This is a genomic window from Siphonobacter aquaeclarae (genome assembly GCF_900103285.1).
In the GTDB taxonomy this organism is placed as follows: Bacteria; Bacteroidota; Bacteroidia; order Cytophagales; family Spirosomataceae; genus Siphonobacter; species Siphonobacter aquaeclarae.
Genome location: NZ_FNGS01000012.1, coordinates 133,413 through 147,728, shown reverse-complemented (window position 1 = coordinate 147,728; position 14,316 = coordinate 133,413). Strand labels below are relative to the sequence as shown.

The window sequence follows — 14,316 nt, the reverse complement described above, 5'->3', positions numbered from 1 at the left end:
GGATCAGAATTTAAGGTTGACACCCAGGGAGAAAATCTTGTTTTGCGGGTATTGGACGAAGCTGCCGCTACCGCCCCGCTCGGGGTCGAGGCCGCGGTATTTCGTCAGCGTAATCAGGTTATCGCCGGAGAAATACACCCGCAGCCCTTCCATACCCAGCCGCTTTACGACCGACGCCGGCAGCGAATACCCGAACGTCAGGTTTTTCAGACGGGCATAGGATGCGTCCTGAAGGAAGTACGACGAGGTCCGGCGGATACGATCCGGCGCTCCCCAACCCCAGTAAATGCGGGGCATGGTGGTCGACGGGTTCGTTTCTGTCCACCGATTGCGCCAGTCGGTCGTTGGCGGCGAGCCCTGTACGAACGGCACCGTTCCCCAGTTGTCGACATAAAACCGGATACTGTTCACGCCCTGAAACATAAAGGAGAGATCGAAGCCTTTCCAGTTGGCCGAAAAGTTACCGGAATAGTTGAGGCCGGGGTAGTTGCCGGACATGACAACGCGGTCGTTGTCATTGATGACGCCGTCGCCGTTCTGATCTTTGTAGCGAAGGTCGCCGGGTACCGTCGCATCGTTGTATTGCTTCGGCGCATTGGCTACTTCCTGCGCCGTCTGGAATATTCCCTGTACCTCAAGCATGTAGTAGGTGTTCCACTCCCGCCCTTCTTCGCGGATGCGGTAGCCGTCGATCTCACGCTGACCGAAGGTGACCAGCTTGTTTTTGTAATGTTCGAGGTTGATACCCGCGGTGTAGTTCAGGCCGTTGAACAATCCGCCCGATACCTGGTGATGATAGGAAAGGCCGAGTTCAATGCCGGTATTCTGCATGGTACCGTTGTTGATAGTCGGCGCGCCGAGACCAACCACGCCCGTTACCTGCGAGCTGCGGAGAATGTCTGTCGTCGTCTTTTTGTACCAGTCGGCCGTCAGGTTTAGTCCGCGGAAAAGCGTCAGGTCGAGCCCTACATCGGCGATTGTGGTAGTCTCCCACTTGATATTGGCGTTTGACAGATTCGTCTGCGCGACGCCGGAGGACAGGTTCTGGTCGTCAAACGGGTAATTTCCGGTAAAACTCAGGATCGCCTGATAAGGATAGTTTCCGATGTTCTGATTCCCCAACTGCCCCCATGATCCTCTGATTTTCAGACTATTCACCCAGGAAGCATTCAGGTTTTTGAAGAATTCCTCCTCGGTGACGCGCCAGCCGGCCGAGAACGACGGGAAGATACCCCAGCGCGAGGCTTTTGCCAGCCGGGAAGTACCGTCGTACCGCAGGTTTGCCTCCAGCAGGTAGCGCTCGCGGTAGTTGTAGTTCAGACGACCGAAGAGCGACTGAATCGCCCACTGATACTGCGAACCGTTGGCGTACTGAATGGAAGGACTACCGGCGTCGAGTTCCCGAAGCAGATCCGTCGGAAAATTACGACGCGTACCCTGCAGGTACTGAAAGTTGTTTCGCTCGGTACTGTACCCGGCCTGTAGCTTGAAGGCATGGTGACCGGCGAAGGTTTTCGCGTAGTCGAGATAGGTATAGAGGTTGGTATAGAGGTTAAATTCGTCTTTGTCTTCAAGCCCCCCGCCGAGGTCCAGCGTGGTCATAAACTGGTTGGTGCGGAAGTTATAGAGCTGCAGGGGCGGCTTGAAGGATTTGGTTTTGTAGAAATCGACGTTCACCGCACCCTTCGTATACCACGTCAGGCCTTCCAGCAGGTTGACCTGTACCCAGCCCTGGGTATTGGCAGAATAGTCGTATTTGTCGCGGTTGATGTGCCCGTCGAGCAGCGCGATCGGGTTTTTGTTGTTGTATTCGAAATCGTATGCCTTGTAGGTATAGCGCCCGCTGCCGTCGGCGAGCGTCGGCGCATAGGTCGGCGCCTGCGACATCGCCGACAGGAACATATCTTCCGAACCGAACACCGGCGCGAGTGTCTTGCCGTGCTTGAGCGCGATATTGGCCCCCATGCTTACCCGGTTGCTGATCTGGGAGGTGAGGTTCAGGCGGGCGTTATACTTTTCAAAATCAAAGCCCCGCATGATTCCCTTCTGATTCACATAGCCGAGGGATGCGTTGAAGCGTGTGCCGCCCTTCCCGCCTTCGAAGGTCAGGTTGTGGTTTTGCGTCGGCGCAGTGCGGAAAATCAGGCTCAGCCAATCGGTATTCGGGTACAGGTTCCGGTCCGTCGCGTTGCGGTAAGCGCTGATCTGCTCGGGGGAATAGAGGCCGGACGTCAGACCGGAATTAAGCCGGGCCTCGTTATACAGCTCCATGTACTCCGCTGAATTGGTGATGAGTTTGAAGAGCTTCGTCGGCTGGTACAGCGCATAGTTGCCGGAGTACTGCACGCGGAAACGGCCTTCCGATCCTTTTTTCGTGGTGACGAGGATGACCCCGTTGGCCGCCCGTGCCCCGTAAATCGAGGCGGAGGCCGCATCTTTCAGGACGGAGACGTTTTCAATGTTGTTCGGGTTGAGGTCCGACAGGTTTCCCTGTACGCCGTCGATGAGTACGAGCGGGTCGGAGCCGGCGCCGCTGAATGTGCCGGTACCACGTATACGTATTGACAAACCTTCGTTGCCCGGTTCGCCTGTCCCCTGCGTGATCTGCACGCCGGGCATGGTTCCCTGCAGCATGGACGTCGGGTTGGTGACCGGCCGTCGGATCATTTCATCCCCGCTGACGGTAGCAACGGCGCCCGTCACGTTGACTTTTTTCTGCGTGCCGTAGCCGACAACCACGACTTCGTTGAGTTGCTTCTGGTCTTCGTCGAGCGCCACGTCGACAACCGTCCGGCCGCCCACAGGCACTTCTTTCGAAACATATCCGACCGACGTAAACACCAGCACGGCGTCAGGACCGGGGATATTCAGCGAGTACTTGCCGGCCGCATCGGTAACCGTGCCGGTAGTAGTGCCTTTGACCGCTACCGACACGCCCGGAAGCGGCGCCTTTCCGGCGGTAACCGTGCCGGTAACGACCAGCGCGGGGTCTGCTGCCAGGGCCCTCAGCCCAAACAGCAGGAACAACAGGAGGTACGTAAAAGGGTTCTTCATATAGGTTTATGTGAAAAAGGAAATAGGTACTCAGGCCGTGCGTGGAGAAAGCCCCCGCACCGTCGGAAATCACTGTTTTATTCTATTTTGTGAAGTAAAATTACCACCTCCGGCGACGTCGGAAAATGGATAAAGCGGGTAATATGCTGGATAATCCTACGATTGTTTTTGAGAAAAAGAAACGACAGCCATTTGCATAGCTGTCGTCCGAAAGAGAAAATCTCTGGATTTTAATAAAATAATACATTCATTATCAGTCCATTATTTCAGCAAAAAGGATCAATCCGGGATTATCGGTTGGCCGGATAAAATCCGCACATGGAAGATCGTACGAAATCGGTCCCCTACCGAAACAACCAGAAAAGCCCTGTCATGACTATCAGCAATACTACTGCGGCGAGGCGGTATCCGCCGCCTGTTCCGTCGGCATTTTTCAGTGCCTCTCCCGGCGATTTCCAACTCAGGGAAGATGCCGGCGCAGGTGCGAGCCAGGTCAGCACGACCTGCAGCAACAGACAGAAGACAAAGAGGTAAAACGCCATCAGCAGGAAAGGTATTCCCGCGCCGATGCCCGCCAGCTTCCCGCCTGCATATACGAGTACGCCCGCTGCGGAGCCGATCCAGAGTGTGTAGCGGGCCGACAACGCCGTGGCTTTTCCCCAGAAAATACCGGTCAGAAAAACGCAGGTAATCGGCGGCGCGAGGTGAGCAATAATATCGTTGATACCGTTAAACAGGCTTTCATACTGGTTCAGCAAAGGCAGCAGCGCCAGTGATACCAGCAGGGAAATACCGGCAGAAATCCGGCCTACCCGTACCAGTTCGCGGTCGGTACGTCCCGGGCGGAAGCGCGCATACAGGTCGTAGCTGACCAGCGTGGAAATGGAATTCAGCGCGCCCGAAATCTGGCTCATCAACCCCGATAGCAGCGCCGCGATGACAATTCCGATCAGCCCCTCCGGCAGCAACTGGGTGATCATCAGGGTGTAAATACCTTTGCTATCGACCGTACCCGTCTCCGGCCGGATCAATTGCCGCAAATCCAACCCGCCAGTCTTCCAGAGCGTATAGGCAAACAGGCCCGGCATAACAAACACAAAAACCGGCAGGATTTTGATAAAACCGCAGAAAATCGGCCCGAGGCGCGCCTCCCTTTCGTTTTTTGCTCCGAGTACCCGCTGCACAATCGTCTGATCGGCGCACCAATACCAGATACCGAGGACGGGGTACCCGAGAAAGACGGCATACCAGGGCATTTCGTCGCCCGCCGGCCGCAGCATCGACAGACGATCGAGCGAGCCTTCCTGCCGCAATACCGCTTCCATAGGCTCCCAGCCACCCATTGCCTGCCAGGCTGCGGCGCTGATAACCAGGGCTCCCGCCAGGAGGACTACCGTTTGAATGGATTCCGTCACCACCACCGCCCGCAGCCCGCCGACGATGGTATAAATCCCCGTCAGCACCGAAATCACAATGACGCTGGTGTACATCCCGACGCCGAACAGGGTTTGCAGGACAATCCCTCCCGCCAGCAGCGAAAATGCAATGTGGACGATAATCGCCGACAAAACCGATATACCGGCGAGCCAGTCCCGGCAGGCGCGGTCGTACCGGCGTTCGAGAAAATCCGGCAGGGTCGTCACCCCCGTCCGGATATAAAAAGGCACGAAAAACAGGGCGAGCAGGATCAGGACGAATACTGCCATCCACTCAAAATTCCCGCTCAGCAGGCCCGAATCGAACCCGCTCTGCGCCAGGCTGACCAGGTGCAGGCAGGAGATATTGGTCGCAAACAGCGCCAGACCGATCGTTGGCCAGCGCAGCGTTTTTCCCGCCAGAAAGTAGGAGCCGGCGGAGGTTTGCTTCCGGGAAAGTCCGGCCCACAAACCGATACCAAAAATAGCCAGCAGGTAACCGGCACTCAGGGCGAGATCCAGCGATCCGATCATAGGTCTTTCAGGTCGCAGCTGCTGCCCGGCTCCTGCGGCGTGAGGTAGACGCCGTCGCGGACTGTCGCAGGGTGAACAAAGTGCTTTTTCAAATGTGGAATATGTTCGAGGAACAGCGCTTCATGGCCCAGTCCCAGGTGATTGAACAACACCAGATGCTGGTGCAACTGCCCCATATCGCCAACGTGCGGAACCACCGGGACACCGTATTTCTTACATAACAAACTGACTGTCAGAAACTCACTGACACCTCCTACCCGAACGGCATCGACCTGGATAAATCCTGCCGAACCGGTTTGCAGGTAGTTTTTGAAGACGATGCGGTTGGGAACATGCTCGCCCAGGGCCAGTTTCAGGGGCGCGATGGCTTCGGCAAGCGTCTGATGACCCAGGATATCGTCGGGGTGCGTCGGCTCCTCGATCCAGTACGGCTGCATGTTTCCAAGCTTCGGGCAGATGGCAAGCGCCTGAGGCAGAGTCCACTGCTGGTTGGCATCGAGCATGACGCGCACGTCTGCGCCAGCCACTTCCCGGACGAGCTCCGCCCGGCGGATATCCCGCTCCGGATCTGCCGATCCTACTTTCAGTTTCATGGCGGTGAACCCTTCCGCTACGGCACGACGGCAATTTTCCCGAACCTGCTCGTCCGGGTAGTTGAACCAGCCGACGGAAGTGTCGTATCCCGGATAGCCGCTTTGCAGGATCGGCAGGCGGGATTCCCGTCCGATACGGCCCTTTTCCAACAAGGCCAGTGCATCTTTTTCCGTCAGCTCGTCTTCGAGGTATGAGAGATCGAGGGTATGCAGCAGTGCTTCCGGCGATAAATCAACCAGTAGTTTCCAGAGCGGCACGCCCCGCTTCTTCGCCCATAAATCGAAACAGGCATTCGTCACCGACGCCAGCGCCAGTTGAACGACACCCTTATGCGGACCGAGCCACCGGAACTGCGGGTCATCGGCCCATTGCCGGCTGATTTGCCCGAAACGGGCCATAACATCCTCTATTTCCAGCCCGCGAAGCGTATCCGCGTACCGGGCGGCAGCGGCGCAGACCAATTCGTTTCCAGCGCCAAGGGTAAAGGCCAGTCCGGTACCGGTATGGCTGTCGGCAGACAGCCGCGTCACCGCATAGGAATACACCGGATCGCGGTGAATGGCATCGCTGCCGGCCTGCCCGTCGAGCGCGTACCGGGCATCGTGTACAGACGTAGTTCGGATCATGATTTCAGGACGCGGCGGTAACCGAGCTCGGCTCCACCGCTGACAGGGAGTATGCAGCCCGTGATAAACCGGGCCAGGTCAGAAAGCAGAAACAGGCACGCATCGGCGATAACATCCCCTTCCGGGCAGTATCCCAGCGCATGGATACCGTTGAGGTAGGATTCTGCCGAAGATGGATCAGGTTGTTCGAGGCTCCAGCTTCGCAGCATCGGCGTGAGTACTCCTGCCGGTGCGACGGCATTGACGCGGATACCGAACGGCGCATAGTCCAGCGCCATCGACTTGGTCAGCGCGGCAACGGCCCCTTTGGTCGCGCTGTAGGCTGCGTGAATCTCCTGGCCGATTTCGCCGACGAGGCTGCCGGTATTCAGGATACTTCCGCGGGAAGCCTTCAGGTGGGGCAGCCCTGCGCGGGTGGTATGGTAGATACTTTTGACGTTAACCTCGAAAAGCCGGTCCCACTCGGCGGAAGTGGTTTCGTGTACAGCCTTCGAAGGATGTGAAATACCGGCATTATTATGGATAGCATCGAGGCGGCCGAAACGGGCTATGCAGGCGGCGACGGCGGCTTCCACCGCGCCGGCGTCGGCTACGTCCGCTTCGACCAACAATACCCGGTCGTCGTTCAGCGCGGCAGATGCCCTAGCGATACTGCCCCGATCGTTGCTCACGATACAGAGGCAGGCGCCGGCCCGGCGGTATGCCAGGGTGCATTCCCAGCCGATGCCCTCCGTGCCGCCCGTCAGCAGCACGACTTTGTCTTTCAATACATTCATTCTTGCAGAGGATTCGGAAAAACGGCAGAGAGCCTGCCATCCATCACCGTGTCAAAAGTACGGCGGGGCATCCCGGCAGGGAATAGATCATCCGTTGACTTTACTGGATGATTCTATTATTTCTCTGAAGACCCATTCTATTGTCCACCCTTCTCAAAAGAACAAAAATCAGCTATCCCGCCAATGATTACTATCCAAACTGGTATTATTGCAGGAATTACCTGACATCTTCCGGATAATTCAACGATTTAGCATGACTGCCACAACCGGTAATGTACGCCGCAGGGACGGCTTCGAAGGGGAAAAGCTCATCAGCCTGCCGCCCGGTATCTGGCCCGAACTCATCCAGAAAAATCCGGTGCTGTTTCAGCTATACATCAGCCATATCGGCTACTTTCCGCGTGCCCAGTTCCACTACCGCGAGCGCCGCAATGGATGCGAAGACAATATCCTGATTTACTGTTTGCAGGGGAAAGGCCATTTTCTGGTGGACGGAAAGAAGTTTGAAGTCACCGCCAACCAGTACCTCCTGATGCCGGCTACGGATAAATACATGCGGTACTGGGCCGACCACGACGATCCCTGGACGATCTACTGGATTCACTTCACCGGCCGGGACATCGGCAGTTTCAACCAGTCGCTTCAGCTCAACCTGCACCGGGGGCCGGTTTCCTTTCCCTACAACGAAAAGGCGCTGGAAACCTGGCAGGAAATTTACCAGACGCTCGAAATGGGCTATAGTCTTGAAAACCTGGCGAGAGCCAGCCTGCAACTGTATACTTTCGTAGCGTATTTCGTTTTTCCGGAACGGCAGCCGGAAAACAGCGTCCCCCGAAAAGCCGATATCGTCCTGGATACCATTACCTATATGCGGGCGCATCTCGACCGGAAGCTGTCGGTCGAGGAAATGGCCTTTCAGCACCAGCTCTCCTGCTCGCATTTTTCGATGCTCTTCCGGAAGGGCACCGGCATGCCGCCGCTGGACTACTTCACGCATCTCAAAATGCAGAAAGCCTGCCAGTTGATCTATGCAGGAGCATTGAAAATCAAAGACATCGCTTTAGCGCTGGGCTACGACGACCCCTACTACTTTTCAAGGGTTTTCCGGAAAAACATGGGGCAGTCGCCGGAGCAATACCGGCTCACCTCCCGGAAAGTCGGCTGATCAGCCGGGCAAGGGTATCTGCAATCCCGTCTTCACCCGGTCCATCGTCACGAAGGTCCGGAAACGGCGGACGTTATCGTTCTCAAAAAACAACCGGCGGGTCAGTTCTTCGTACGCCACCATCGTAGGCACGAGAATGACGAGGATAAAATCCATTTCTCCCGTCACGTAGTAGCACTGCTGAACTTCGGGCGCTTCCCGGAAGAGGCGCTTGGTTTCTTCGATGCGGTCGTACCGCTCGCTCTCCACTTCTACCTCGACGAAGATCGTAATGAGGTGCCCGAGGCTCGCCGGGTCCAGCACCGACACGTTGGCCCGGATAATACCCGTTTCCTCCATTTTCCGGATACGCCGCTGCACGGCTGCCGCCGAGAGGTGTACCCGCTCCCCTATTTCCCGCTGCGGCGTGGTGTTGTCTTCCTGGAGGATGCGCAGGATGGCCAGGTCAAATTCATCCAGTTCGGAACGTTTCAGGGTCATTTCAGGCTGTTTCGTGAAACAAAATTGCAAAATCACGTCCAAAAAAGAGGAAATTGCCCTCTCTGTACGCAGTATTTTTGCAGCTGCATACAGTAAAAGCCATGAACGAAACGCGTAAAGGATTTGTACTGGCCGTGGGGGCGGCCATTCTTTGGGGTATCTCCGGCACATTCGGGCAGTTTTTGTTTGAGCAGCGCGGCGTGGAAGCCGGCTGGCTGGTGACCGTTCGGATGTTACTTTCCGGAACATTGCTGCTGTCGCTGGGCGCGGCCCGGAAAGACGCCTCGCTGATGAAAGTATGGGAAAACCGAAAAGACGTCACTTCCCTCCTGATTTTCAGCATCTTCGGCATGCTTGCCGTTCAATACACGTACTTCACTGCTATCCGGCATTCCAACGCGGCTACCGCTACGGTGCTGCAATACGCCGGACCGGTGCTCATCGCTGCCTACATGGCGATTCGGAAGCGGCGCTGGCCCAGCCTGATGGAGTACCTGGCTATCGCTTTTGCTATCGGCGGAACCTACCTGTTAGTGACGCACGGTAACCCGGATACGTTGTCGGTAACGCCGGCGGCTATTTACTGGGGACTCCTGTCGGCCGTTACCCTGGCCTTCTACAGCCTGCAACCGGCTCAGCTGCTGAAGAAATTTCCGGCGTCAACGATCGTCGGTTGGGCGCTGCTGCTCGGCGGAATTGCGCTGAGCTTTGTACATACGCCGTGGCAGGTTTCCGGTACGTGGGACGTATATGCGTTGCTGGCGCTGTTGTTTATCGTGGTACTTGGTACGCTGGTACCGTTCTACGCTTATCTCACTGCCGTCCGCCTCATCGGCGCGGAGAAATCCAGCTTGCTGGCTTCCGCTGAGCCGCTTTCCGCGGCGCTTTTTTCCATCTGGTGGTTGAAGACGCCTTTTTCGGCGGTCGACTGGCTCGGCAGTTTCCTCATCCTTTCCACCCTTTTCCTGCTCGCCGCGCCTTCGTGGCTGGCGGCGCGCCGGGCAGCCTAGTCGGCCAATCGGCGGAGAATTACGTCCCGCTCGGCGGGGTTACGCGTCAGGTCGGCGGCCTGCTGCCAGTAGCGGCGGCTTTGGACAGCGTCGATCTCCCGGTAAAGCTCGCCCAGTACCAGAAAATAGAAGTGGTTGGTATCGAACCCGAGGGCGAGCGCTTCCGGGATCGCCGCTTCGGCGCCGTGTACCTTGCTGTAGGCCACCAGGCGGTTAAGGGCAGCAGCCGGCGAGTAATGAACGCGGAGCAACAGGTCATACAACGCCAGAATATCCGGCCATTTTTCTGGCACTTCTTCCGGCTGGCAATGCCACATGGCTATTCTGGCTTCGAGGTGGTACGGGCTAAGTTCGCTTCCGCGGAGGCTTCGCCCAAGAAATACCTGCCCCTGATGAATGAGTTCCTTGTCCCATCGGCTGACGTCCTGTTCATCGTACAACGGGCTATCCGGCACGTCCCTCGCCGGAAACCGGGAGGCGTGAAAACACATCAGGGCCATCAGCGCACTCGTTTTGGGCTGGTCCGTCGGACCAAACGCCGTGAGCATCTGCCCCAGTCGCAAGGCTTCGAGGCATAGTTCCTGACGGAGCACGGTATTGCCGGCCCGGGAATAGTATCCTTCGGAAAAAAGTAGGTAAATAACCCGCAGTACGTTGTCGAGCCGGCCTTCCATTTCTTCTTCCGCCGGGAACTCCAGACTTACGCCTTCTGTCCGGAGTTTTTCCCGGGCGCGGGTGAGCCGCTTGTTGACGGTCTCCCGGTTCGACAGAAAAGCCTCTGCAATGTCTTCCAGTCCGAAACCGCAAAGAATCCGCAGCGCGAGGCCAATCTGCGCCTCCGCGGCAATGGCAGGCGTGCAAACCGCAAACAGCATGCGCAACTGGCTGTCCCGGATATTTTCCTGCGAGAAATCAAGCTCATCGGCCGGAGCTTCCTGTGCGGCAGTCCATTCCGGCAAAACCCGGTCTTCGTAAATCCGGGCGCGACGGTACTGGTAGAGTGCTTTCTGGCGGGCAACGGTATACAGCCAGGCCTCCGGATTATCGGGCACTCCCTTGGTTCCCCAGGTTTCGGCGGCCAGCAAAAACGTTTCACTGACAAGATCTTCCGCGGCAGCGACGTCCTGCAGCCCATACCGTTTTGCGATAACGGCCACCATACGGGTAAACTCCTTCTGAAACAGCGACTTGAGCGAGGGCTGGCTCATAACAAACGGAAAGAAAGAGGCCCGTCTTCTGCGGAAGACGGGCCGTTTAAAAACCTACAAAAGGGGTCGGATTTCGACGCTGCCGCCGACGGTCAGTGCCGGGCAGCCGTGGGCGAGTGTAGTCGCTTCGTCGAGATCTGCCGCGCGGACGACAATAAAACCGCCGAGGATTTCACGGGTTTCGACAAAAGGGCCGTCCGTGACAACGCCGCCGCTTTTCAGTACCCGTCCTTCTTTCGAAAGGCGGTTTCCGTGGCTGACGAGCTTGTCTTCGGCCTCGATGCCGCCGATCCACTCACGCCAGCGTTCCAGCAGTGCCTGGAGTTCGGCCGGAGAGGCGGCGGAAGGATCATAGCCCGGCGCGCGGAAAAGGAACACAAAGTCTTTCATGGTTTTTACAGATTAATGGGCTTGAAACTGGCCCGGTTGGTAGTGTCCGGAGGGCGTCCGGAAGGCTACGTTGATGCGGTTGTAACTGTTGATCGCAATAACGGCTACTGTCAGGTCGATCAGTTCGTCTTCGGTAAACGAACGCAGCGCGCGTTCGTAAACGTTGTCGGGGACGCCCTCGCGGCCGAGCCGGGTGACCGCTTCGGCCCAGGCAATGGCGGCACGTTCGCGCTCGGTGTAAACGGGCGCTTCGTCCCACGCACTGATCATGTAAAGCCGTTGCTCGCTTTCGCCGGCAGCCCGGAGATCCTTCGAGTGCATGTCGAGACAGAAGGCACATCCGTTGAGCTGAGATACCCGGAAGTATAACAGGTGAAGGAGGTTCTTTTCGATCGGCGACTTGCCAAGGTACATCTGGAGGCTGGAGAGTGCTTTGAGAACGCCCTGATTTTTTTCGAAAACATTGATGCGAGAGATCATGGTAGTGATGGAAAGTTTGTTTTTCAGAACCATGATGACCGGGCGTCGGAAAAAGGGACATCCCGTTTAAAAAAAATTTCAAATCCCTTCCCGATTCCGGCTGAAAGGTGTGCATTTTCGGGGGTTCAACGACATACCCATGCTGGTCAAAAACGATCCGAAAGTCATTAATGCCTGGTGTTTTTACGACTGGGCCAACTCCGTTCACGCGCTGGTCATCGTCACTGCTATTTTCCCGATTTACTTCGGGGCGACGGCCGTCACCCGCGAGCCGGATTGGGTTCAGTTCTGGGGCATGGAGTTTCAGAATTCCGTTGTTTTTTCCTACGCAGTATCGGCGGCGTTCCTGATTATTGCGCTGACGAGCCCCCTGTTTTCCGCCGTCGCCGACTTCTCCGGAAGAAAGAAACTCTTTATGAAGTTCTTCTGCTACTTCGGGGCGATTAACTGCGGCCTGCTGTATTTTTTCACGAAAGAGACCTATGCCATTTCCACCCTGTTTTTTGTCCTTTCGCTGGTGGGATGGGCCGGCAGTATCGTTTTCTATAATTCATTTCTTCCTGAAATCGTCACGGAAGACCGGTACGATGCCGTCAGCGCGCGCGGCTTTTCGATGGGCTACATCGGCAGTGTACTCCTGCTGATCTTCAACCTGACGATGGTGATGAAACCGGGCTGGTACGGCATCTCTGACCCCAGTCTGCCACCCCGTATTGCCTTTTTGTCGGTGGGTATCTGGTGGATCGGCTTCGCGCAATACTCCTTTGCGTACCTTCCTTCTGTTTCGTTCGGCAGGAAACCGACGGGCAACTGGCTGCTGAAAGGCTTTCAGGAACTGGGCAAGGTAATGACGGAACTGCGGCGCCTGCCTGTTCTGAAGCGGTTTCTGGGGGCGTATTTCTGCTACAATATGGGGGTACAGACGGTAATGTACCTGGCGACGCTTTTCGGAGACCGGGAGCTGCATCTGGATTCCGGTGCATTGATTGCTGTATTGCTCGTTATTCAACTGGTTGCCATTCTCGGCGCGTGGCTCTTTGCCCGTTTCTCGGCACGCTGGGGCAATTTCCGCGCGCTGATGGTGGCCGTTTGTGTCTGGATCGGTATCTGTGTATCGGCGTATTTCGTGCAAACGGGTACTCAATTTTATGTCCTTGCTTTTGTCGTAGGGCTGGTAATGGGGGGGTATTCAGGCACTGTCCCGGTCGACTTACGCCAAACTCCTCCCCGAAGGCACAACCGACACCGCTTCGTTTTTCAGTTTTTATGACGTATGCGACAAACTCTCTACCGTACTCGGCACGTTTGCCTTCGGCGCTGTGATTCAGCTAACAGGCTCGATGCGGTACAGCGTTCTCGTCATCGCGTTCATCTTCGTGATCGGATTTTTGCTGCTGACGCGCCTTTCCCGGATAAAAAATTTGACGAAAATACTTGCGTAGGGCTCCCTACCCGCCGTATATTTGCCATCCCAAACGACGGGAAAACAATCCATGGAAAGCTAGCTCAGTTGGTTCAGAGCACTACCTTGACAGGGTAGGGGTCAGGGGTTCGAGTCCCTTGCTTTTCACGAAAAAAGCCGGCCTAAAGCCGGCTTTTCTGTTTTATGCCACCTCTGCGGGCGTGTGTTTCCAGCGGCGGTGCGACCAGAGCCAGTCGGACGGACGCTCCTGGATACTGGTTTCCAGGTATTTACCGAACGTCCGGGTGATTTCGAAGGGAGACGTAGCCGACGGATCCTCGGTGATCAGGCGGAAGGCCAGGTCCCACCCCTCCCCGCTCCTCCTGAACTCGGCATAGAGGACGACAGCCCCGATGGAACCCGCGAGTTTTTCGGCGCCTTCGAACATCAGCGTACGCTGGTTGAGAAAGTCGATGCAGCAGCGGGAACCCGGCGCGGGCGACTGGTCTGCGATGAAGAAGTACGCCTGCGGCCGGTCTCGGTGCGTCAGCATAAACCGGGCGGCCTGTGTCATCGGCAGGAGCTTCATCCCAAAACGGGAACGGAACCGCTTGATCAGATCATCGAAATAAACGTTTGAAAGTGGCTTGTATAAGGCGTACATATCGAACGAAAAGTACTTCGGGACAATGTTGAGGTACTCCCAGTTGCCCTGATGCCCCAGCATGATGATGAGGCTGCGGCCCCTTTGCTGGTAGCGGTTGAGGAGTTCGGGATTGATGACACGCACCCGGTGGAGCATTTCGTTTTCCGAAAGCGACGCCGATTCCAGGATTTCCCGGAAAAGGTTGCTGAAGTGCCGGTAATACTGCCGGACAATCTTCCGGATTTCGACTGAAGGCTTTTCCGGAAACGAGCGGGACAGGTTCTGGAAAATCACGGAGTAGCGATACCGCATCACGGTACTCAGCACCCAGTACACCAGAAGACTAAGCAGGCGGAGCAGCATCGGCGGCAACAGGCTGAACAGGTAAAAAAAGCGGTACAACATCCCGGAAACCGGGCGGCGTAGGGCTGATTGACGGCCATCTTCCGGTTGGGAAGGACCGTCGTGACGGAGGCGACTGTTTTGCGGCATAGAGCTGAATGTTGGAGAGTTCATCTGGTCCTGCGACAACTGCA

11 protein-coding genes, 1 tRNA gene and 1 pseudogene are annotated in these 14,316 nt (G+C 56.6%); 4 read left to right on the top strand and 9 right to left on the bottom strand.

Going from position 1 to position 14,316, the window contains the following annotated elements; genetic code table 11:
• Nucleotides 1-3: 3 nt before the first annotated feature.
• The 4 genes from BLR09_RS24450 to BLR09_RS24435 all read right to left on the bottom strand — a co-directional run bounded on the left by BLR09_RS24450 (nucleotide 4) and on the right by BLR09_RS24435 (nucleotide 6,999).
• Complete coding sequence (locus tag BLR09_RS24450; protein ID WP_093208953.1) at nucleotides 4-3,054, bottom strand: SusC/RagA family TonB-linked outer membrane protein; 3,051 nt, start codon at nucleotides 3,052-3,054, stop codon at nucleotides 4-6.
• A 344-nt stretch (nucleotides 3,055-3,398) separates the two neighbouring features.
• Nucleotides 3,399-5,003 carry a sodium:solute symporter gene (locus BLR09_RS24445; protein ID WP_093208951.1) on the bottom strand — a complete coding sequence of 535 codons (1,605 nt, stop codon included), beginning with the start codon at nucleotides 5,001-5,003 and terminating at the stop codon, nucleotides 3,399-3,401.
• On the bottom strand, nucleotides 5,000-6,223 hold the full coding sequence (locus tag BLR09_RS24440) for an enolase C-terminal domain-like protein (protein ID WP_093208948.1): 1,224 nt from the start codon (nucleotides 6,221-6,223) through the stop codon (nucleotides 5,000-5,002). The genes BLR09_RS24445 and BLR09_RS24440 overlap by 4 nt, the downstream gene beginning before the upstream one ends.
• Complete coding sequence (locus tag BLR09_RS24435) at nucleotides 6,220-6,999, bottom strand: SDR family NAD(P)-dependent oxidoreductase (protein WP_093208946.1); 780 nt, start codon at nucleotides 6,997-6,999, stop codon at nucleotides 6,220-6,222. The genes BLR09_RS24440 and BLR09_RS24435 overlap by 4 nt, the downstream gene beginning before the upstream one ends.
• 253 nt (nucleotides 7,000-7,252) lie before the next feature.
• Here BLR09_RS24435 and BLR09_RS24430 point away from each other — a divergent pair, with 253 nt between their 5' ends.
• Complete coding sequence (locus BLR09_RS24430) at nucleotides 7,253-8,164, top strand: AraC family transcriptional regulator (protein WP_093208943.1); 912 nt, start codon at nucleotides 7,253-7,255, stop codon at nucleotides 8,162-8,164.
• Here BLR09_RS24430 and BLR09_RS24425 read toward each other — a convergent pair whose 3' ends face one another.
• The gene (locus BLR09_RS24425) at nucleotides 8,165-8,644 is read right to left on the bottom strand and encodes an Lrp/AsnC family transcriptional regulator (RefSeq protein ID WP_093208941.1); all 480 of its coding nucleotides are present in this window, start codon (nucleotides 8,642-8,644) and stop codon (nucleotides 8,165-8,167) included.
• Between the two features lie 101 nt (nucleotides 8,645-8,745).
• Between BLR09_RS24425 and BLR09_RS24420 the strand changes: the two genes are divergently transcribed.
• Nucleotides 8,746-9,654 carry a DMT family transporter gene (locus BLR09_RS24420; RefSeq protein ID WP_093208938.1) on the top strand — a complete coding sequence of 303 codons (909 nt, stop codon included), beginning with the start codon at nucleotides 8,746-8,748 and terminating at the stop codon, nucleotides 9,652-9,654.
• On the opposite strand, the gene BLR09_RS24415 is transcribed toward BLR09_RS24420, so the two are convergent.
• The 3 genes from BLR09_RS24415 to BLR09_RS24405 are packed head-to-tail and all read right to left on the bottom strand — an operon-like array spanning nucleotide 9,651 to nucleotide 11,732.
• Entirely contained in the window at nucleotides 9,651-10,862 is a 1,212-nt protein-coding gene (locus BLR09_RS24415; RefSeq protein ID WP_093208936.1) for an RNA polymerase sigma factor, read from the bottom strand. The genes BLR09_RS24420 and BLR09_RS24415 overlap by 4 nt on opposite strands.
• 54 nt (nucleotides 10,863-10,916) lie before the next feature.
• Complete coding sequence (locus BLR09_RS24410; protein WP_093208933.1) at nucleotides 10,917-11,252, bottom strand: YciI family protein; 336 nt, start codon at nucleotides 11,250-11,252, stop codon at nucleotides 10,917-10,919.
• Between the two features lie 12 nt (nucleotides 11,253-11,264).
• Entirely contained in the window at nucleotides 11,265-11,732 is a 468-nt protein-coding gene (locus BLR09_RS24405) for a carboxymuconolactone decarboxylase family protein (RefSeq protein ID WP_093209062.1), read from the bottom strand.
• Between the two features lie 139 nt (nucleotides 11,733-11,871).
• Here BLR09_RS24405 and BLR09_RS24400 point away from each other — a divergent pair.
• Nucleotides 11,872-13,174 (top strand): annotated as a pseudogene (locus BLR09_RS24400) (MFS transporter).
• A 53-nt stretch (nucleotides 13,175-13,227) separates the two neighbouring features.
• Nucleotides 13,228-13,302, top strand: a tRNA-Val gene (locus tag BLR09_RS24395).
• A gap of 34 nt (nucleotides 13,303-13,336) precedes the next feature.
• Here the strand turns inward: BLR09_RS24395 and BLR09_RS24390 are convergent.
• A complete protein-coding gene (locus BLR09_RS24390) occupies nucleotides 13,337-14,272 on the bottom strand; it encodes a lysophospholipid acyltransferase family protein (protein ID WP_218126714.1) in 936 nt (311 codons plus the stop codon).
• Nucleotides 14,273-14,316: the final 44 nt, after the last annotated feature.